The organism is Streptomyces sp. AMJ-169, assembly GCF_055597585.1.
The window spans coordinates 13,201-31,746 of record NZ_JBVLTJ010000015.1 but is presented as its reverse complement, the minus strand read 5'-3'; the positions used below and the strand labels follow the sequence as shown (position 1 = coordinate 31,746).

Genomic DNA, 18,546 nt, shown 5'->3' with positions numbered 1-18,546 from the left:
GTCGCCACCGTCTGTTCTGCACCAACACCCCGTCCTTACCCTCTACTTGAGGGACCGGCCAGGGGGAGGTGCGGTGCACGGACCGTTGCACGGGCGGGGGGCGCTGTTCGACGCGGAGCCCCCGGGGCTGCTGCCCCGGCTGATCGGGATCCGCCCCTACGAACACGTCGCGAGCCCGCCCGAACACCCGCAAGGCCCACCGGTGCTGGTGCTCTCCGGCGGCCGGGGCCTGGGCAAGACGGCCGTGCTGGACGAGATCCGCGCGGCCTACAGCACCCCGTACAAGGGCGAGCGGCGCAAGCACACCCCGCTGGCCCGGATCGACTGCGAGGACCCCCAGTTCGCGGCGGCCCCGCACACCGAAAGACCCGAGTCCTGGTCCCCGCTCTGGCAGGCCGTGCTGGTCCTCGCCGAACAGCTCACCGAACCGGTGCGCGCGGCGGGCCAGTTGACGTTCCCCCGGCTCACCGCGGGGCTGGTCGCGGTGCGGGCCGGCGGCTGGGGCGGCGCCCCCGACTCCGAGCGCATCCGCGCCGAGCTGACCCGCATCCTGCTGCTGGGCGAGCCCCGCTCCCGCTTCTCCACGGCCGGCCGCTGGGCCACGAAGGTCGCCGCGAAAGTGGCCGCCGCCTCCGTGGGCCAGGGCCCCTACCTCGCGGCGGTCGTCGAGGCGACCCTGGAGGCGGTCTCCGAGGACGCCCTCTCCCGCAAGGACCAGCGCCCCTCCGCCTGGTACCGGACCTATCCGAACGCGGGCGGCAACGCCAAGCGCGGGCTGATGCTGCTCTCCGGCAACTTCCGCGCGGGCGGCACCTCCCGCGAGCACGCCGAACGCTGGCTGGTACGCGCCCTGTTGGCCGATCTTGCCGACGGCTATACGGGGATCGGCGCCCGGCTGACCCGGCTGGGCCGCCCGGTCGTCCTCCTCGACAACATCGCAACCGGCCCCGGACAAGGGCTCGTTGAGGCGCTGCTGCGGGACCGGGCCGACGGGGCCGCCCATCAGGTCGCGGTGATCGCCACCGTACGCGGCACCCAACTCCCTTTCCTGCGCGGTGCGTTGCGAAGACCGCTGGCCGAAGCCGGCCGCCACCAAGGCCCGCAGGACCCCGGTGTCCTGCTCGTCCCGCTCCCGCCGCTGTCCCCCGACGACACCCTGCACATCGTCGGCGCGGTCTGCGAGGACGCCGACTTCCCGCCCGAACTCCCGCACGCCGTGCACCGGTTGACCGGCGGCAACCCGCTGGGGATCGTCCTCGTCGCCCGCGCGGCCCGTGACCACCCGGGCGCGGCAGGGGAGTTGGCCCGGCTGCTGACCGAGCCGGCCGAGGCGGACGGGCCGCCGCTGTACGGCGAACTCCTCGGGCACCTCGTGCCGCCGGACCGGCTCGACGAGCTGACCGTGCTGGCCGCCGCCCACGACCACGACTCCGCTGCCGTCCTCGCCCGCGCCCAACTCCCCGACGACTTCGGCTCGTCGGGGGTGCGCGAGCTGCGGGCACGGCTCGCCGGGGAGGGGATGCCGGACACGCCCGGGCACTTCGTCGGCGACCCCTTCGTGCGCACGCTGCTGCTCCTGCGGCTGCACCACCGCAGCGCCGTCGGCCCCAAGTGGAGTGACGTGCATGAGGAGTTGATCGTCCACTACGAGGACCGGCCGCGCTACCGGCTCCATCACGAGCTGGCGCTGGAGGAGTCGGCCGACGCGGTGGCCCATCTCCGGGACGGCTTCGCGGAGTCGGACACCGGGCGGTGGCTGGCGGACCTGCGGTTCATCGCGTCGGCGCCGTGCTTCCCGAGGGACGACCGGCGTACGGACGTCGCCCTCGGCCGGCTGGGCACCGCGCCGCCGCCCCGGGGCACCGACGTCGGACTGCACCTGCGGGTGCGCAGGCTGCTGCACGCGGTGTGGCAGGTCACCGATCCGCTGGTGCTGCCCGACCCCCGGGTCTGCGACCGGCTGCGGTTCGAGCTGGAGCAGCTGTCCGACCTGCGCCCGGCCGGGGGCGCCCTGCTCTTCGCGACGTCCCGGACCTGGCCCGCGCAGGCCCTCGCGGGACGGCCGCTGACGGTCGCGCGGGACATCCGAGAGGACGGGGAGAGCTGATGGTGCGCCGGCTGCGTGAGCTGTGGGCGATCCGCCTCTACCGGTACGCGGCGGTCCTGGCCGCCGCCGCCCTGGTCGCCGGGGTCGTGATCGGCACCCGCACCCTGCTGACCGAGGACCGCGCCTGCGCCCCCGGCGTCGCGAGACCCGAGCACAGCGCCGAGTGCGTCGGCGTGAGCGGCACGGCGTACGACTTCGGCCGACCCGCCCTCGCCGACGTCACCAAGGCCATCGCGCGGGAGAACGCGGGCCTGAAGAAGGACAGTTACGTCACCGTCGCCGTCCTGCTCCCGTTCTCCGCGTCCTCCCCGTCCGCGCTGGGCAACGTGCTGCACCAGCTCCAGGGCGCCTACCTCGCCCAGTGGGAGGCCAACCACGACGCCAACGGCCGCTCCCCCGCGATCCGCCTGGTGCTCGCCAACCCCGGTGCCACCAGCGACCATTGGCAGCCGGTGGTCGACCAGCTGGCCGCGCTGACGGCCACGAAGGACCGGCTGCGCGCGGTCATCGGCGTCGGCACCAGCACCGACGCCAACAAACAGGCCGTCGCCGCACTCACGAAACACGGCATCCCGGTCATCGGCTCCTCGATCACCGCCGACGACCTCGCCAACGGCCAGGGCGGCAAGGACCCCTACCCGGGCCTGGCCAGGGTCTCCCCCACCAACACCGACGAGGCCGCGGCCCTCGCCTCGTACGCGCAGGTCAACGCGGGCAAGGCGGTCCTCGTGTACGACAAGCCCGGCGACCCCTACACGCGCACGCTCCAGGACTCCTTCGCCGCGCTGACCAAGGGTTCCCCGTACGGGGCGCAGCCCTTCACCCCGCCCGCCGACCGCAACCAGGAGGGCACCACCGCCAACACGTTCTGGCAGATCACCCAGATCATGTGCGACACCGCCCCGGACACGAACACCATCCTGTTCGCCGGCCGCCACGTCCAACTGCGCCAGTTCATCAACGCGTTGGGCGACCGGGGCTGCCAGAACCGCTCGTTCACCGTGCTCACCGGCGACGAGGGCTCCTACCTCGCGGGCGACAGCGCCCTCAAGCGCGCCGCCCTCAGCAACGGCGTCTCCGTGCGCTACACCGGCCTCGCCCACCCCGACGCCTGGGCGAGGACCCCGGCCGGCACCCCGGGCGGCTCGGCCGCCGACACCGCGTCCCTGCTGTCCCTGGCCGCCCAGGCGGTCCGCGAGCCCGTCGGCCCGATCGGCGCGGCCCCGCTGGACGACGGCCAGCTGATCGTCGGCCACGACGCGCTCGCCCTCGCCGTACGCGGCATCCGCGGCGCCACCGGGCAGGGCGCCACCCTCCCCGCGCTGGACACCGTGAGCGTCCAATGGCCGCAGGTCAAGGGCTCGTTGCGGGTGGACGGCGCGAGCGGCTGGATCTGCCTGGACGACCATGGCAACCCGTACGACAAGGCCGTACCGATCGTCGAGCTGACCCCGCAGGGCGGGTCGCGGTTCGTGAAGATCGCCTGGCCGGAGAAGAACCCGCCGGCGAAGGAGTGCCTGCCGCCGTCGTAGAAGCCTCATCGGAGGGCTTCGTAAAACAGCGGCGGGCGCCCCCGGTTGGGGACGCCCGCCGCTCAGAAGGCCGAACTCAGAAGTGCACGCCCACAATGGCCCCGAGGCTCTTCACTTCCGCATAGGAGTGCTTGCCGGAGATGAAGATGTTGACGCCGTAGTAGTTGAACAGCCAGCAGCCGAAGGCGGCCAGGCCCAGGTAGGCGGCCTTGCGGCCCTTCCAGCCGGCCGTCGCGCGCGCGTGCAGGTAGCAGGCGTAGCCGACCCACGTGATGAACGACCACGTCTCCTTCGGGTCCCAGCCCCAGTACCGGCCCCACGCGTCGCCCGCCCAGATCGCGCCCGCGATGATCGTGAACGTCCACAGCGGGAAGACGGCCGCGTTGACGCGGTAGGCGAACTTGTCGAGGGAGGAGGAGGCGGGCAGCCGGTCGAGGACGGAGTTCGCGAACTTTCCGGGCGTACCGCCGCTCGCGAGCTTGGTCTCGTAGGAGTCCTTGAAGAGGTACAGGATCGTGGCGACCGCGCCGACGTAGAAGACCGCGCCGCAGAGGATGGCGGTCGAGACGTGGATGTACAGCCAGTACGAGTGCAGCGCGGGCACGAGCTGGTCGCTCGCGGTGTACAGGACGGTGACGGCGAGGCCGAGGTCCAGCAGGACGGTCGTGATGAGGAACAGGCCGAGCCAGCGGACGTTCTTGCGCAGCGCCAGCAGGGTCAGGTAGACCGCGACGGCGACCGTGGAGAACGTGATGTTGAACTCGTACATGTTGCCCCACGGCGCCCGCTGCACCGAGGCCGCGCGGGCGATGACGCCGCTCAGCTCGACGAGGAACGCCAGGACCGTCAGCGAGATCGCGATCCGCCCGAACAGGTCGCCCTGCTCGTCCCCGCCGTGCGCGCCGGGCCCGTCCGGGACGTCCCGGCTGCCGGAGGCGGCGCGGACGACGACCTGGGGGCGCTCCAGGACGGCCGTGCCGCCGGCCTGTTTGACCTGGACGGCGGGGGCGGTCTTCTTGCCGGCCTTGGCGGCGGCGGCCGGGGCGAGCGCGGCGGCGGTGCGGCCGATCTTGCTGCGGCTGCCGAAGGTCCACTCCGCGATGTACGCGAAGAACGCGAGGGTGTAGACGGCCATCGAGGAGTAGATCAGCGTGTTGCTGATGTTGGCGAGGTGTTCGTTGGTCGCGGCGGCGAGATCCGTCGTGGCGGCGAGAGTCACTTCTCAGCCCCTTCGGGAAGGACGGCTTTGTGGGAGGGGATTTCGGGGTCAGGGGCCCCGGGGGCTTGGTCGTAGAGGGTTTCGGCGAGGGCGCCCAGCTCCTCGGGCACCTTGGCGGACTCGCTGCGGCCGAGGCCGGCCATCTCGACGACGGTGACGCCGTCGGACCCGGTCACCGCGCGCACCCACACGCGGCGGCGCTGGATGAACAGGGACGCGGCGAGGCCGAAGATCGCGGCGACGGCGCCGGTGAGCGCCCAGGCGCCGCCCGGGTCCTGGACGACCTGGAAGTTCGCCCACTCCTTGGTGCCCTCGTACGTGATCGAGCCGGCGCCGTTCGGGAGCGTCATGGTCGCCCCGGGCTTCAGGTTCTCGCGCTGCTGCGCGCCCTTGGCGTCCTTGAACTCGGTCATGTGCGTCTTGTCGAGCTGGTAGACGCTCTGCGGGATACCGGAGTCGACGCCCAGGTCACCGTGGTAGCCGACGACGTTCATGATCGGGTTCTGGAGCGCGGGGAAGGTCGAGGCGACCTCGTTGCCCTGGGTGTACGTCGGCAGGAAGAACAGCTGGAAGCCGAGCTGCTCGGTCTTCCCGGCGGCGTCCTTGTAGCCGTCCATGACCTTGACGACACCGGAGGAGGTGACGTTGGCGTCCAGCGGGAGCAGGGGGACGGCGTCGTGGTAGACGACGTTCCCCTTGCCGTCACGGACGGTGATCACGGGGGCGTAGCCGTGGGCGGTGAGGTAGATCTTCGCGTCGCCCATCTCCAGCGGATGGTTGACCTTGACGACCGTCTTCCGGTCCTTGCCGTAGGCGCCCTTGCTGTAGGTGATGGCCGCCTGGAAGGTGCGGGGCGTGCCCCGGTTGGGGCCGGTCAGCTCGTACGTGCCGGTGAACTTGTCGAGCGTGAAGCTGAACGGGACGAGGTCCTCGGAGACGTCGAAGAGGTTGCCGGACTTGAAGTCGTCGTAGGAGACGAGGACGTTGGAGAAGCCGTCGCCCTCGACGATGAGCTTGTTGCCCTCGGACTTGAAGAGCTGGCCCCAGGCGAACGCGACGAGCAGGACGATCAGGGCGATGTGGAAGGCGAGGTTGCCGACCTCGCGGACGTACCCCTTCTCGGCGGCGACCGCGTCCCCGGCGACGTGCGCGCGGAAGCGGCGCCTCTTCAGCAGCTTCAGCGCGGCCTCGCGGACCTCCTCCGGCTTCGCCTCCGTACGCCATGTCGTGTATGCCGGGAGCCGGTTGAGTCGTTTCGGGGCGCCCGGGGGGCGGGAGCGGAGCTGGCCGACGAACTGCCAGGTGCGCGGGACGATGCAGCCGATGAGGGAGACGAACAGCAGGATGTAGACGGCGGAGAACCACACCGAGCTGTAGACGTGGAAGAGGCCGAGCTTGTCGTAGATGGGCGCGAGGGTCTCGTGCGCCTTGCGGAAGTCGGTGACCTTCGTGACGTCGTTGCCGGTCTGCGGGATCAGCGAGCCGGGGATCGCGCACAGCGCGAGCAGCAGCAGCAGGAGCAGCGCGACCCGCATCGAGGTGAGCTGCCGCCAGAACCAGCGGGCCCAGCCGAGCACGCCGAGCGCGGGGACGTTCAGGGACTCCTGGGGGGCGGTGGAGAGCTGGGAACCGGCGGCGCCCAGATCGTCGTCGCCGGTGGCGGCGGAGGCGGTCGTCTCGGTGGTCTTGCTCATCAGATCCCCACAGTGAAGCCGGCGGACCAGGACTGGAGGTCCTGTACGAGGCTGTCCCACGCCCCGGTCAGCAGCAGCAGACCGGTGACGATCATCATCGTCCCGCCGGTCCGCAGCACCCACACGTAGTGCCGCTTGACCCAGCCGAAGGCGCCGAGCGCCTTGCGGAACGCGACCGCGGCGAGCACGAACGGCACACCGAGGCCGAGGCAGTAGGCGACGGTCAGTATCGCACCGCGCCCCGCGCTGCCCTGCTGGGAGGAGAGCGTGAGCACGGACGCCAGCGTCGGGCCGATGCACGGGGTCCAGCCGATCCCGAACAGGGCGCCCAGCAGCGGGGCGCCGAGCAGTCCGGTGGCCGGCTTCTTGTGGATGCGGAACTCGCGCTGGGTCATCCAGGGCATCAGCCCCATGAAGAACACACCCATGACGATCATGAGCACGCCCAGCACCTTGGACAGCACGCCCTGGTTCTCCAGCAGCGTCTCGCCGAAGTACCCGAACAGGGCCCCGCTGGAGACGAACACGGCGGTGAAACCGAGGACGAAGAGACTCGCGCCGGCGACCATCCGGCCCCGGCGGGCCTGTGCGAGGTCGGTGCCCGCGACGCCGGTGACGTAGGAGAGGTAACCGGGGACGAGGGGGAGCACGCAGGGCGAGAAGAAGGAGACGAGGCCGCCGAGGAGGGCGAGCGGGAAGGCGGCGATCAACGCGCCGTTCAGGACCGTGCCGTTGAGCCCGCCGACGGCCAACTCGGTGACGTCGGTCACGACTTCTCCGCGAGCACCGGCGCGATCATCTCGCGCAGCCGCTCCTCGCTGAGCGCGGAGAGCGAGCGGGCGGCGATCTTGCCGGCGCGGTCGATGACGAGGGTCGAGGGGATCGCCTGCGGGTTCAGCGTGCCCTTCTTGAACCGCAGCAGCAGCTTGCCCGTCGGGTCGTACAGGCTCGGGTAGGTCACGCCCTGCTGCTTCTCGAAGGCGATCGCGTGCTCGGTGCTGGTGTCGCGGGTGTTGATGCCGACGAACTGCACGCCCTTGGCCTTGAGGTCCTGCGAGACCTTCTGGAAGCCGGGGGCCTCGGCGCGGCAGGGCGAGCACCAGGAGCCCCAGACGTTCAGGACGACGACCTTGCCCTTGAAGGAGGAGACGTCGAGCCGAGTGCCGTCGATGGCCTTGCCGGAGAGGTCGGGGACCGCGTCCCGCTTGCCCTGGGCGACGGTGGCGATGCCGTCGGCGCCGACGATGAAGTGGGTGTCACCGCCGCCTCCGGAGGTGCCTCCGGAGGAGCAGGCGGACAGCAGCAGCGCGGCCGTCGCGGCGCCGGCGGCCGTGGTCAGGGCGGCGCGGCGGGAGCGGGGCCGGGGCGGGAAGGTGCTGGTGGAGCGTCGGGGGGCGCTGCGGGCGGCACTCATGTGAAAAGTTTCGCATGCCCGTTCTGGGGATCTTGCGCACCCCCCTTGTGGGCGGAAACCCGCATTTCAGGCGGGGTTTCAGGCCGTCTTGGAGGGGGTCGCGGACGGCTTCGCCTCCACGAGGAAGTTCTTCCAGCCCTGCGACGGCGCCTGGCCCACATCGAGGGTCCGCAGCTTGGCGAGCACCTCGGGCTTCTGGACGTCCATCCAGTCGACGTACTGCCGGAAGGAGACCATGCGGACGTCGGCGCCCTTCTCCTTCTCGGCGGCGATGTGCTTGAACGCCTCCTCGACGGAGTCCATGTAGATGCCGCCGTTCCAGTGCTCGAAGTGGTTGCCTATGAAGAAGGGGGCGCGGTTGGTGGCGTAGGCGCGCTCGAAGCCGGCGATGTAGGCGCCCGCGGACTGCTTGCGCCAGCCCGGGTAGTTGTAGGCGGGGGCCTTGGTGGAGTTCTGGGACTGGTTGGCCATCATGTTGTAGTCCATGGACAGGACCTCGAACTTGCGGCCGGGGAAAGGTATCGCCTGGAGCGGCAGGTCCCAGACGCCGTGCCGCTTGACGGGCCACACCTGGCGGCCGCCGGGCGAGGAGGCGTCGTAGCGCCAGCCCAGCTCGCGGGCGGTGGGCAGCAGGTTGTCCTGGCCGAGGAGGCAGGGCGTGCGGGCGCCGACGAGTTCCTTGTCGTAGTCGAAGGGCAGCGCCGGCATATCGCTCCAGCCGGTGTTGGTGCGCCACTCCTTGACGAAGGACTTGGCCTGCTCTATCTCGCTGGCCCACTGCTTGGCCGTCCACCACTTCACCGAGCCGTGCGACTCGCCGCAGAAGTGCCCGTTGAAGTGGGTGCCGATCTCGTGGCCCTCGAGCCAGGCGCGGCGGACGTTGGTGAGGGTCGACCTGACGTGCTCGTCGGTGAGGTAGCCGATGTCGGAGGCGCCGACGCGGTTGTTCGGCGGGGCGTAGAGCCGCTTCTTCGACTCGGGCAGCAGGTAGAGCCCGGAGAGGAAGAAGGTCATGGACGCGCCGTGCTGCTTGGCGAGGTCCAGGAAGCGGGGGAAGAGGCCGTTGCCGACCTCGCCGGCGCCGTCCCAGGAGAAGATGACGAACTGCGGCGGCTCCTGCCCGGCCTCCAGCGGCTGAGGGGCGTCGGGCTGGTGGGGCTGCTTGCCGGTGAACGAGGTCGAGCCGTCCCCGATCGGGCGGGCGGCGGCGCTGGGGCTCGCGCTGCCCTTGGTGCCGCCGTCACTCCCCTTGTCCCCGCTGCCGGAACCGGCGTCGGAGCTTCCGCAGGCGGTCAGGCCCGCGGCAGCCGCAGCACCCGCTCCGAGCCCGAGGGCTCCCCTTCGGCTGAGAGTGCGCATGGCCTCCCCGTTCGTCACGATTATCTGTCTGGGTCACCCATTCAGAGGTGGCGACGAACGAAGAGGTTCCTCGAAAAGTTCCGGGTTTGGTAACAGGATGGAGAGATAAGGATATGTTCGAGTCAATTACCTTACGGAGTCGGTCAGTTACGCTCCGGAAAATCCGGGGGTTCGGGCGCCGTGCGGGAGGGATTCAGGCGCCGAACGCCTTGTCCTTGCCCTTGACCGGTTTCGCCCCCGCCCGCAGATGCGCGGGCACGAGGTCGATCGCCGGCTCCGAGTACCCCACGGAGACGATCCGGTCCCCCTGGTAGGTGAAGGTCGTCAGCGAGGCGAGCGTGCACTGCCGGCGCCGCGGATCGTGCCAGAGCCGGCGCCGCTCGACGTACGAGCGGACGATCCAGATCGGCAGCTGATGGCTGACCAGCACCGCCTCATGTCCGCGCGCGGCGTCCTTGGCCGCGTCCAGCGCCCCCTTCATCCGCACGACCTGGTCGACGTACGGCTCGCCCCAGGACGGCTTGAAAGGGTTGACGAGGTGCTTCCAGTTCCCGGGGTTCTTCAGCGCGCCGTCGCCGACGCCGAAGGTCTTGCCCTGGAAGACGTTGCCGGCCTCGATCAGCCGCCCGTCGGTCGCGAGGTCGAGCCCGTGCGCCTTGGCGATCGGCGTGGCCGTCTCCTGCGCCCGCTCCAGCGGGGAGGCGACGACGTGGGTGATGTCCCGGGAAGAGAGGTGCTCGGCGACCCGGTCGGCCATCCGCCGGCCCAGCTCGGAGAGGTGGTAGTCCGGCAGCCGCCCGTAGAGGATCCCGTCGGGGTTGTGCACCTCGCCGTGGCGCATGAGGTGGACGACGGTGAGTTCCTTGCTTCTGCCGCCGGTGTTCGGGGTGCCGCTCATGCCGTGGCCTCCGCAGCCGCTCGGGCCGCCGCCGGGAGGGCGTCGGCGATCTTCTGGACGGCGCGCTCGTCGTGGGCCGTGGAGACGAACCAGGACTCGAAGGACGACGGCGGCAGATACACGCCGTCGCTCAGCAGCGAGTGGAAGAACGCGGTGAAGCGGTACGACTCCTGCGCCTTGGCGTCCTCGTAGTCGCGCACGGGCCGGTCGGTGAAGAAGACGGAGAACATGTTGGAGGCGCTCTGCACGGTGTGCGCGACGCCTTCCTTGGTGAGCGCGTCGGAGACGAGCGACTGGAGCCGGGCGGAGACGGCGCCGAGCTGGTCGTAGGCGGCCTGGTCGAGCAGCCGCAGCTGGGCGAGGCCGGCGGCGGTGGCGACCGGGTTCCCGGAGAGGGTGCCGGCCTGGTAGACGGGCCCGGCGGGGGCGAGGTGCGCCATGACGTCGGCGCGCCCCCCGAAGGCGGCGGCGGGGAAACCGCCGCCCATGACCTTCCCGAACGTCATGAGGTCGGGTACGACGCCGTCGACCCCGAACCACCCGGCGCGGGAGGTGCGGAACCCGGTCATGACCTCGTCGGAGATGTAGAGGGCCCCGTCCGCCTGGCAGATGTCCTTGAGCCCCTGGTTGAACCCGGGCAGCGGCGGGACGACGCCCATGTTGCCCGGGGACGCCTCGGTGATGACGCAGGCGATCTCACCGGGGTGCAGCCGGAAGGCCTCGCGGAGGGCTTCGAGGTCGTTGTAGGGCAGGACGATGGTGTCGCCGGCCTGGGCGCCGGTGACGCCCGGGGTGTCGGGGAGCGCGAAGGTCGCGAGGCCCGAACCGGCGGCGGCCAGAAGGGAGTCGACGTGGCCGTGGTAGCAGCCGGCGAACTTGACGACCTTGGTGCGGCGGGTGAAGCCGCGCGCGAGGCGGATCGCCGACATGGTGGCCTCGGTGCCGCTGGAGACGAGGCGGACCTGCTCCAGGGGTGCGATCCGGGCGACCATCTCCTCGGCGAGGGCGACCTCCCCTTCGCCGGGGGTGCCGAAGGATGTTCCACGTGAAACCGCGTCCTGGACGGCGGCGATGACCTCGGGGTGCGCGTGGCCGAGGATCATCGGCCCCCAGGAGCAGACGAGGTCGACGTACTCCCGGCCGTCGGCGTCGGTCAGATAGGGGCCGGTGCCGGAGACCATGAAGCGGGGGGTGCCGCCGACGGCCTTGAAGGCCCGCACCGGCGAGTTCACGCCGCCGGGCGTGACGGCCGTGGCCCGGTCGAAGAGGGCCTGGGAGGCGGGTGCGTCGTACGCAAAGGGCAGTTCGCTCACCGTCTCAGGGTAGGCCAGGGGTGCGCGGGCCCGGCGGTCGGCCGGGGAGCGGCGGTGAATCTGAGAAACTGAGAGCTGATACATACAGCCCGCACGGGCCGTACTGAACGGGGACCGGGAAGATCCTGCGGACAGGTGTTTCACCGCACGTTTCGGCGGGCGGCCGTGGGGGAGGTCACTGACACGATGATCGGGTTGCGCGGCGGGGTCCGCGCGTCCTAGAAAAGCAGTCGGGTGGAGATATGCATCGCGGTGGCGGACTGGGCGAGGGGACCGATGACCTGGGTCCTCGACGTGCCCGGCGGGGAAGGCACCGGCGCGACGCGGAGGAAGCGAACGAAGCAGAGCAGCGATATCAGGCCCATGGCTCACCGGCACCGGGGGTTCCGGGGGGCCCGGGGAGTCCGGGAAACTCCGGGAATCCGCAGAGCGCACAGAACGACGTGCCCGAAGGGATCGATCGGCTGATCGACCAGCGGGCCGACCGCCTCCGGGCGGGGAGCAGGAATGGTGGTCGGGTGGGGGTGACCTACAAATACTTCGGCGCGCCCGACGGCGCGACCGCGGCCCGCGTCCCGATCTCCATGCGCCCCGAGGAACTCGGCGGTGACGAGCTGGGCATGAACGGCATGTTCACCAAGATCAAGCCGGAGACGATGGCCGCGATGGTCCTGACGGGCATCGAAGGCGTCCCCCTCCACAAGGTCCCGCCCCTCGAACTGGTCGTCCTCCACCCGGACTACGCGGTGGTGAAACTTCCGATGACGGTGGTGGATCCGCTGCGGGACATCGGCGAGGAGGCGGTGGGCGCGGCAGCCTTCATCTGGTCGACGGTCCCGGACCGGGGCGGGCCCCGGGACGCGTTCAATGTGTACCAACTGCTGCATGAGTGGCAGGACTTCAGCCATCGGTTGCATGAGGCGGGGCATCAGCCTTATTGCCTGGTGTGGCCCTGAGGCACGCCCTCGCTCCGCAGTACCACCAACGCCAACGCCCGAGCCACCGACACCGTCTCCCGTACCGACACCACCTCCCCCGCACTATGCGCCACCCCGATCCGCCCAGGCCCGTACTGGAGGGTCGGGATGCCCGCGGCGGTATAGAGGCGGAGGTCGCTGCCGTAAGTGGCGCCTCGTTCCCGGGGCGGGGCTCCCGCGTTGGCGTCCGCGTGGGCCCGGGACACCACGCCTGACAGCGCATGGCCCTGCGGCAGCCGCCCGCTCGCGAACTGACCCCCCGGCCACGTCACTTGAGCCGGATGCTCCCGCAACCAGCCCTCCGAGGCGCACGCCTGAGCCACCGCCCCCTCCAACTCCGCCCGCGCAGCCCCCGGTTCCTCCCCAAGCCGCACCCCCAACCGCCCCTCCGCGACCAGCAGATCCGGAACGCTGCTGGGCCAGTCCCCGGTGCGGACCGTGCCGATGGAGAGGGCGTAGGGGATGGGGTACTCGGCCAACAACGGATCGGGGTTCTTGTTGCGCTCCGCCTCCAGGCGGGCCAGCGCCCGGTGCACGGGGAGGAACGCGTCGAAGGCGCTCACCCCCTTCTCCCGCGAACTGGCGTGCGCGGCAAGCCCGTTGACCTCGATCCGGAACGTCAGCGCCCCCGCGTTGGCGGTGATCAGCGTGGACTCGGTCGGCTCGGCGATGACGCAGGCCCGCCCCCGGTGCCCCCGCGCCAGCGTCCCGAACGCCCCGATCCCCCCGTCCTCCTCCCCCACCACGAAGTGCACCCCGACCCGCCCCCGCAGCCGCACCCCGGCCGCCCGCACCGCCCCCAGCACCGCGAGCTGCGCCGCCAGCCCGGCCTTCATGTCACAGGCCCCCCGGCCGTACACGAGATCCCCCCGGACCCGGGGGACGAAAGGGTCCCCCTCCCAGGCGGCGGGATCACCGGCGGGCACGACGTCGACGTGCCCCTGGAGGATGACGTCCGCCTCACCCTCACCGGGACCGAGATACCCCACCAGCCCCCACGCCTCGTCCCGCTCCACCTCAAGCCCAGGAAACCCCGGGTCACCCGTCAGCGCGGGCAGATCCATCGACCACAGGTCGACGTCCATGTCCAGCGCCCGCAGCTTCCCCGCCAGCAGATGCTGGAGCTCCGACTCCGCCGCGCTCCCCGTGACGCTCGGCACGGCGATCAGCTCCCGCAAGGTCCGCGCCAGCGCCCCCTCGTCGATCGCCGCCAGCACAGCGGCCTCACGCGCGTCCAGCTCACCGAAGCCCACAGCACCCTCCCTCAGGACAGCCCCTCAGGAAGCGACGGCAGCCGCCCCGAACGCATACCTGCTCATCCCGGCCCGCTCATAAGCCGAGACGGCCGCCACATTGCCCGCGTCGACCATCAGCGCGGCCCGCCCGTGCCGCCGTACGAGCGCGTCGACGACGTACGCCGAGACGGCCGCCCCGAGCCCCCGCCCCCGCGCGTCGGCCCGCGTGACGACCCCGGCGAGGAACCCGCACGCCTCGGCCGACCAGGCGTCGGCGGCGACGGCGAGCAGCGAACCCCCTTCCCGCACCCCGGCCCACCGCCGCACCCCGGCCCGCCCGGGCTGCGCGTACGACCCCGGGAACCCCTCCGCGAACAGCCCGGCGGCCTCCGCCTCCCCCGCCGGGTCCAGCCACTCGACACGCACCGAAGGCACCGAAGGCGCCGCGCACGTCTCCATCCACACGAACTCCGGCCCGCCCCACACCAGTTCAGGCACCCCCGCGACCAGCTCCCGCACCAGCGCGGCCGGCCCGAACGGACGGTACGACGGCCCGACCTCGCCCAGCAGCCGTCGTACGAGAGGCACCGCGTCGGCGGCGGACCCGGCGACCGCTATCCGGTCCCGGCCGGAGAGATCCGGGGCGACGACGGCGACGGCGGACCCCAGCCGCCGGACACTCCCGCTCTCACCATTTCCTTGCCGAGCCGCTGCCCCATCCCGCACCGCCCACAGCAAATGCCCCGGCCCGGAGCCCCCGGCGAACCCCCCGGCACCCCCCGCCTCACCCACCCCCCACAGTGAACCCGATCACCGACCCGCCCCCCGCCCGCCGATGCGCGTACGGCGTCCCCCCGTGCGACAGCGCCACCTCCCGCACGATCGACAGCCCCAGCCCCGACCCCGGCAGCGACCGCGCGTCCGCCGCCCGGTAGAAACGGTCGAACACCCGCGTCATGTCGGCCTCGGAGATCCCCGGCCCCCTGTCCAGGACCTCCACCCGGATCGTCCCCGGCCGCGCCGGACCGGTCACCGCGATCTCGACCGGCCCCTTCCCCTCCCGGTCGAACTTGGTCGCGTTCTCCAGGAGGTTGGACATGGCGCGCTGGAGCAGCCCGGGGCGGCCGTCGGTCGTCGTGTCGCCGCTGACCCGGACGACGATCTCGCGGCCGGTCCGGCGCCGGGCGAGCGCCGCCACCTCCTCCGCGAGGTCGGCGAGGTCCACCCGCTGCGGCGGCTCGGTGTCGGACTGCCCGGCGGCGAGGTCGACCAGTTCGTTGACGAGGTCGGTCAGCTCGCGGGCCTCCTGGCCGAGGTCCGCGACCAGTTCGTCGCGGGTCGAGGGCGGCAGCTCGTCGATGCGGCGCAGCAGGGAGATGTTGGTGCGCAGCGACGTCAGCGGCGTCCGCAGCTCGTGCCCGGCGTCCTGGACGAGCCGGCGCTGGTCCTCCTCGGACTGGGCGAGCCGGCCCAGCATCCGGTCGAAGGCGCGGCCGAGCCGGCCGACCTCGTCGTACCCCGTCACCGGGACCTCGATGCCGAGCCGCCGCGTGCGGGCGACGTCCTCGGCAGCCGTCGTGAGGACGACCAGCCGGCGCGTGATGCGGCGCGCCAGCCACCAGCCGAACAGGCCGGACGCGGTGACGACGGCCGCCACCAGCAGCAGCGTCCGCTGTTGCAGCGCCCGCAGCAGGTCCTCGGTGCCGCTGAACTCCTGGGCGACCTGGACGGCGCCCCAGCCGCGGCCGAGGGAGACGGTGGCGATGCGGTAGACGTCGCTGCCGACCGTGACGTCCTTGTACTGGACGAGCGCGCCGGAGTCGGGGGCGGCGGCGACCTTGCGGTCGGCGGCGGTGACCGGGAGGTGGGGGCGGCCGGGGTCGACGACGTCCCCGCCGGCGCCCAGGACCTGCACGTTGGTGCGGGCGGGGCGGACGAGGTCGTGGCCGGGGGCCGAGGAGGAGAAGTCCTCCGGGGTCATGCGCTGCTGGCGGACCTCGTCGCGCAGGTCCTGGACGACCTCGCCGAACACGGTCTGCTGATCGACCCGGACCAGCCGGGCGGCGGCGTTGTAGGAGGTGATGCCGACGAGGATGGTCACGGCGGCGGTGATCGCGGCGAACGACACCGCGAACGTCGTGCTGAGGGAGGCGAGTCCCGGGCGCCTGCGTTCCAGCGTGCGGCGCAGCAGGCTCACTCAGTCCTCCCGCAGGACGTACCCCACGCCCCGGACGGTGTGGATGAGCTGCGAGGCGCCCGGCTCGTCGAGCTTGCGGCGCAGATAGCCGACGTACACGGCGAGGTTCTTGGAGCCGGGGCCGAAGTCGTAGCCCCAGATGCGGTCGTAGATCGTGGAGTGGTCCAGGACGATGCCGGCGTTGCGCACGAGCAGTTCCAGCAGCTCGAACTCGGTCCGGGTCAGCTCCAGCTCGCGCGCGCCGCGCCAGGCCCGCCGCGCCTGCGGGTCCATCCGCAGCCCCGCCGCCTCGATGTGCCGGTCGGACACCTGCGGCTCCTTGGGGAGGGCGGAGACGGGGGCGGCGGAGGGGGTATCAGGGCTGCTGCGGCGCAGCAGGGCGCGCAGCCGGGCGAAGACCTCCTCGACGTCGAAGGGCTTGACGACGTAATCATCGGCGCCCGCGTCCAGGCCCGCGATCCGGTCGGCGGTCTCGACCAGCGCGGTCAGCATCAGGATCGGCGTGCGGTCGCCCTCGGCGCGCAGCACCCGGCAGACCTGGAGTCCGTCGATGCCGGGCATCATCACGTCGAGGACGAGGACGTCGGGCGGCGACTTGTGGGCGTGCGCCAGTGCCTCCACCCCGTCGGCGACCGCGGTGACCTGGTAGCCCTCCAGCGTCAGCGCCCTTTCCAGGGCATGGCGGATGGCGCGGTCGTCTTCGGCAAGCAGTACGGTCTGAGGCACTCGTCCAGTCTGCCAAGGCATCCTGTCCGGCAGCGTCGGCGACCGGGTTTACGATCAGCCTTTTTACCTGCCTCTCACCGTCCCGCAGGCAACCTCATGCCTGCGGGACGCCTCCTGACAGGAGCGGCCGGACGTTGCTCCGGCCGGGCTACTCCTCGAGCGCCGCGAGCCGCTCGGCGAAGGGGACGACGGTGAGCCCGCCGTCCGGCACGGAGGTCGGCGCGCCCTTCTGCGCGGGCACGGCCCCCCGCCCGGCCCCCGCCAGCGCCGCCAGCTCCCCCGCCGCCCGCCCGATCCGCTCCGGCAGCCCCTCGCTCCCCCAGTCCTCGGAGGCCGCGTACACCCCGGTCGGCACGACGACGGCCCGCAGGTAGGAGAACAGGGGCCGCAGCGCGTGATCGAGCACCAGCGAATGCCGCGCCGACCCGCCGGTCGCCGCGACCAGCACCGGCTTCCCCTCCAGCGCCCCGGGCTCCAGCACGTCGAAGAACGACTTGAACAGCCCGCTGTACGACGCCGAGAACACCGGCGTCACCGCGATCACGGCGTCCGCCCCCGCGACGGCGTCCAGCGCCCCCGCCAGCCGCTTCCCCGGAAACCCGCTGGTGAGGTGGTGCGCGATCTCGACGGCCAGCTCCCGCACCTCGACGACCTCGATGCCGGCCCCGGCCACCCGCTCCCCGACGGCGGCGGCGAGCCGGTCACCGAGCAGCCGCGTGGACGAGGGGACGCTCAGCCCCGCGCAGACGACGACGAGCTTCATGCGGAAGCCCCCGCCTTCAGCGACGCGTGCGTGGGCGCCTCCGGCACGGACGCCGGGCGGCCGTTCGCGAACTCCTTGCGCAGCACCGGGACGACCTCCTCGCCCAGCAGGTCGAGCTGTTCCAGGACGGTCTTCAGCGGCAGCCCGGCGTGGTCGATCAGGAACAGCTGGCGCTGGTAGTCGCCCGCGTACTCGCGGAAGGCGAGCGTCTTCTCGATCACCTGCTCCGGGGTGCCGACGGTGAGCGGGGTCTGGGCGGTGAAGTCCTCCAGGGAGGGGCCGTGCCCGTAGACCGGGGCGACGTCGAAGTACGGCCTGAACTCCCGTACCGCGTCCTGGGAGTTGCGCCGCATGAAGACGTGCCCGCCGAGGCCGACGATCGCCTGCTCCGCCGTCCCGTGCCCGTAGTGCGCGAACCGGCCGCGGTACAGCTCGACCATCCGCTTGGTGTGGTCGGCCGGCCAGAAGATGTTGTTGTGGAAGAACCCGTCGCCGTAGTAGGCGGCCTGCTCGGCGATCTCGGGCGAGCGGATCGAGCCGTGCCAGACGAAGGGGGGTACGCCGTCCAGCGGGCGCGGCGTCGAGGTGAACCCCTGGAGCGCCGTACGGAACTTGCCCTTCCAGTTGACGACGTCCTCGCGCCACAGGCGGTGCAGCAGGGCGTAGTTCTCGATCGCGAGGTTGATGCCCTCGCGGATGTCCTGGCCGAACCAGGGGTAGACGGGGCCGGTGTTGCCGCGGCCCATCATGAGGTCGACCCGGCCGTCGGCCAGGTGCTGGAGCATCGCGAAGTCCTCCGCGATCTTCACCGGGTCGCTGGTGGTGATGAGCGTCGTCGCGGTGGAGAGGATCAGCTTCTCGGTGCGCGCGGCGACGTAGCCGAGCATGGTCGTCGGCGAGGACGGGACGAACGGCGGGTTGTGGTGCTCGCCGGTCGCGAAGACGTCGAGGCCGACCTCCTCGGCCTTCAGCGCGATGGCGACCATGGCCTTGATCCGCTCGGCCTCGGTCGGCGTACGTCCGGTCGTCGGGTCCGGGGTGACGTCCCCGACGGTGAAGATCCCGAACTGCATGGCGGCTCACCCTCCAAGTGGTTGACCGTTCAACTATAG

16 protein-coding genes are annotated in these 18,546 nt (G+C 71.7%); 3 read left to right on the top strand and 13 right to left on the bottom strand.

From position 1 onward, the window contains the following. Positions 1-73: 73 nt before the first annotated feature. Positions 74-2,107 carry a hypothetical protein gene (locus tag ACYUD3_RS30820; RefSeq protein WP_470976988.1) on the top strand — a complete coding sequence of 678 codons (2,034 nt, stop codon included), beginning with the start codon at positions 74-76 and terminating at the stop codon, positions 2,105-2,107. Then, positions 2,107-3,639 carry a type 1 periplasmic-binding domain-containing protein gene (locus ACYUD3_RS30815; protein ID WP_470976985.1) on the top strand — a complete coding sequence of 511 codons (1,533 nt, stop codon included), beginning with the start codon at positions 2,107-2,109 and terminating at the stop codon, positions 3,637-3,639. Before ACYUD3_RS30820 ends, ACYUD3_RS30815 begins: the two co-directional genes overlap by 1 nt. 76 nt (positions 3,640-3,715) lie before the next feature. Here ACYUD3_RS30815 and ccsB read toward each other — a convergent pair whose 3' ends face one another. The 7 genes from ccsB to hemL all read right to left on the bottom strand — a co-directional run bounded on the left by ccsB (position 3,716) and on the right by hemL (position 11,536). Continuing rightward, complete coding sequence (gene ccsB / locus ACYUD3_RS30810; protein ID WP_470976982.1) at positions 3,716-4,858, bottom strand: c-type cytochrome biogenesis protein CcsB; 1,143 nt, start codon at positions 4,856-4,858, stop codon at positions 3,716-3,718. After that, a complete protein-coding gene (gene resB, locus ACYUD3_RS30805) occupies positions 4,855-6,552 on the bottom strand; it encodes a cytochrome c biogenesis protein ResB (RefSeq protein WP_470976979.1) in 1,698 nt (565 codons plus the stop codon). Before resB ends, ccsB begins: the two co-directional genes overlap by 4 nt. Beyond that, positions 6,552-7,322: a cytochrome c biogenesis CcdA family protein gene (locus tag ACYUD3_RS30800; RefSeq protein WP_470976976.1), complete on the bottom strand. Its 771-nt coding sequence runs from the start codon at positions 7,320-7,322 to the stop codon at positions 6,552-6,554. Before ACYUD3_RS30800 ends, resB begins: the two co-directional genes overlap by 1 nt. After that, positions 7,319-7,966 (bottom strand): TlpA family protein disulfide reductase, encoded by a 648-nt coding sequence (locus tag ACYUD3_RS30795; protein WP_470976973.1) that lies wholly within the window; start codon positions 7,964-7,966, stop codon positions 7,319-7,321. The genes ACYUD3_RS30800 and ACYUD3_RS30795 overlap by 4 nt, the downstream gene beginning before the upstream one ends. 78 nt (positions 7,967-8,044) lie before the next feature. After that, positions 8,045-9,325, bottom strand: a complete 1,281-nt coding sequence (locus tag ACYUD3_RS30790) for a polysaccharide deacetylase family protein (protein WP_470976970.1) — start codon at positions 9,323-9,325, stop codon at positions 8,045-8,047. Positions 9,326-9,518: 193 nt separating this feature from the next. Beyond that, positions 9,519-10,223 (bottom strand): histidine phosphatase family protein, encoded by a 705-nt coding sequence (locus ACYUD3_RS30785; RefSeq protein WP_470976967.1) that lies wholly within the window; start codon positions 10,221-10,223, stop codon positions 9,519-9,521. Next, positions 10,220-11,536, bottom strand: coding sequence for a glutamate-1-semialdehyde 2,1-aminomutase (gene hemL, locus ACYUD3_RS30780; protein ID WP_470976964.1), 1,317 nt, complete (start codon positions 11,534-11,536; stop codon positions 10,220-10,222). Before hemL ends, ACYUD3_RS30785 begins: the two co-directional genes overlap by 4 nt. 242 nt (positions 11,537-11,778) lie before the next feature. Between hemL and ACYUD3_RS30775 the strand changes: the two genes are divergently transcribed. Further along, the gene (locus ACYUD3_RS30775; protein WP_470976961.1) at positions 11,779-12,492 is read left to right on the top strand and encodes a hypothetical protein; all 714 of its coding nucleotides are present in this window, start codon (positions 11,779-11,781) and stop codon (positions 12,490-12,492) included. Here ACYUD3_RS30775 and ACYUD3_RS30770 read toward each other — a convergent pair. From ACYUD3_RS30770 to ACYUD3_RS30745, 6 genes are all read right to left on the bottom strand, one after another. Continuing rightward, positions 12,471-13,766 carry an ArgE/DapE family deacylase gene (locus tag ACYUD3_RS30770; RefSeq protein WP_470976958.1) on the bottom strand — a complete coding sequence of 432 codons (1,296 nt, stop codon included), beginning with the start codon at positions 13,764-13,766 and terminating at the stop codon, positions 12,471-12,473. The genes ACYUD3_RS30775 and ACYUD3_RS30770 overlap by 22 nt on opposite strands. Before the next feature lie 24 nt (positions 13,767-13,790). Beyond that, positions 13,791-14,474 (bottom strand): GNAT family N-acetyltransferase, encoded by a 684-nt coding sequence (locus tag ACYUD3_RS30765; protein WP_470976955.1) that lies wholly within the window; start codon positions 14,472-14,474, stop codon positions 13,791-13,793. Positions 14,475-14,532: 58 nt separating this feature from the next. Then, positions 14,533-15,945 (bottom strand): sensor histidine kinase, encoded by a 1,413-nt coding sequence (locus ACYUD3_RS30760; RefSeq protein WP_470976952.1) that lies wholly within the window; start codon positions 15,943-15,945, stop codon positions 14,533-14,535. Then, complete coding sequence (locus tag ACYUD3_RS30755; RefSeq protein ID WP_470976949.1) at positions 15,946-16,692, bottom strand: response regulator transcription factor; 747 nt, start codon at positions 16,690-16,692, stop codon at positions 15,946-15,948. A gap of 127 nt (positions 16,693-16,819) precedes the next feature. Further along, positions 16,820-17,434 (bottom strand): CE1759 family FMN reductase, encoded by a 615-nt coding sequence (locus tag ACYUD3_RS30750; protein WP_470976946.1) that lies wholly within the window; start codon positions 17,432-17,434, stop codon positions 16,820-16,822. Further along, complete coding sequence (locus ACYUD3_RS30745) at positions 17,431-18,507, bottom strand: LLM class flavin-dependent oxidoreductase (RefSeq protein ID WP_470976943.1); 1,077 nt, start codon at positions 18,505-18,507, stop codon at positions 17,431-17,433. Before ACYUD3_RS30745 ends, ACYUD3_RS30750 begins: the two co-directional genes overlap by 4 nt. Between the last annotated feature and the right edge of the window lie 39 nt (positions 18,508-18,546).